This window comes from Vibrio sp. 1069, from assembly GCF_033340555.1.
This window is the reverse complement of sequence record NZ_JAWOWP010000096.1, coordinates 1-1139: the sequence shown is the minus strand read 5'-3', so window position 1 is coordinate 1139 and position 1139 is coordinate 1. Positions and strand designations below refer to the sequence as shown.

Annotated in this window: 1 protein-coding gene; it reads right to left on the bottom strand. The window is 50.1% G+C overall.

Annotation, left to right across the window (positions count from 1 at the left end; translation table 11 throughout):
• Positions 1 to 134: 134 nt before the first annotated feature.
• Positions 135 to 1139 (bottom strand): L-lactate permease (locus R7040_RS24660; RefSeq protein WP_318097302.1); only part of this gene is annotated, 1005 nt, incomplete at its 5' end.

Below are 1139 nucleotides of genomic sequence, written 5' to 3'. Positions count from 1 at the left end.
CAATTATCTGCACTGAAAAAGACTGGCACATCGGTCGGGGGATTGATGCAGCAAGCCACACCAAAAGTGTCGGGGTAGCAGTGCTGACCGCTGTGCCAGAGAAAGTGCAGGGCGGGGGAGACCCTGCGTAAGTGTTACTTCATTAAGGCGTCTGTAAGTTGGAATCCGTAAATCAGACCCAAACCGATGATGCCTGTCATTACTAGGTAGTAGAACGTTGGGATGATCGTCTTACGTAAGGTTGCGCCTTCACGACCTAGTAGACCGACGGTTGCGGATGCCGCCACCACGTTGTGAATGGCAATCATGTTACCCGCAGCCGCGCCAACGGCTTGCAGTGACACTACAACCACGCTTGAGATAGACAATGTCTGCGCGACTTCGAATTGGAACTGGCTGAACATCATGTTCGATACGGTATTCGAACCCGCAATGAATGCACCTAGCGCACCAACCGTTGCACTCAGCGCTGGGAATGCAGAGCCAACGAGGTCTGAGGCAAAGTTCGCAGTTGTTACAGGCATACTTGCTAGGTCAGCACCGTTCACTCCTGAGTTGATGAAGATACGTACCATCGGGATAGTGAACACCAATACGAAGCCTGCACCGATTAGCGTTTTGCTTGACTCGCCGAATGCTTCACGCAAAGGTTTTGCGCTACCGCTTTGCAGTACAGCAGCAAGCAGAGCAACGAACACCAGTACACCACCAGGAAGGTAAAGCGGCTGAATGGCAGCGCTAACGCCTGTCTCGCCTAGAATGTTGCTAAACGACACGCTGATGCTTTGCAGTAGACCTTTAAACTCAGAGCTTACGCGGCTTGCTACCAAAATAACGGCCAGCATTACATAAGGAATCCACGCTTTTACCAAGCTCATTGGCTTACCAGGATTGTCGTGCAGATCCACTTTCAAAGAACCTAACCACTCTGCTGGCCATTTGTCTTCGCTTTCAAAATCCCATTTTGTTTTAGGAACTAGGAAACCTTTTTTCGCAGCAGTTACGACGATAGAAAGACCAACCAAACCACCAATCAGCGATGGAAACTCAGCGCCCAAGAACACGCCAGTTAATGCGTAAGGAACGGTAAATGACACACCTGCGAATAACGCAAACGGTAGAATATCCAGACCTTCGCT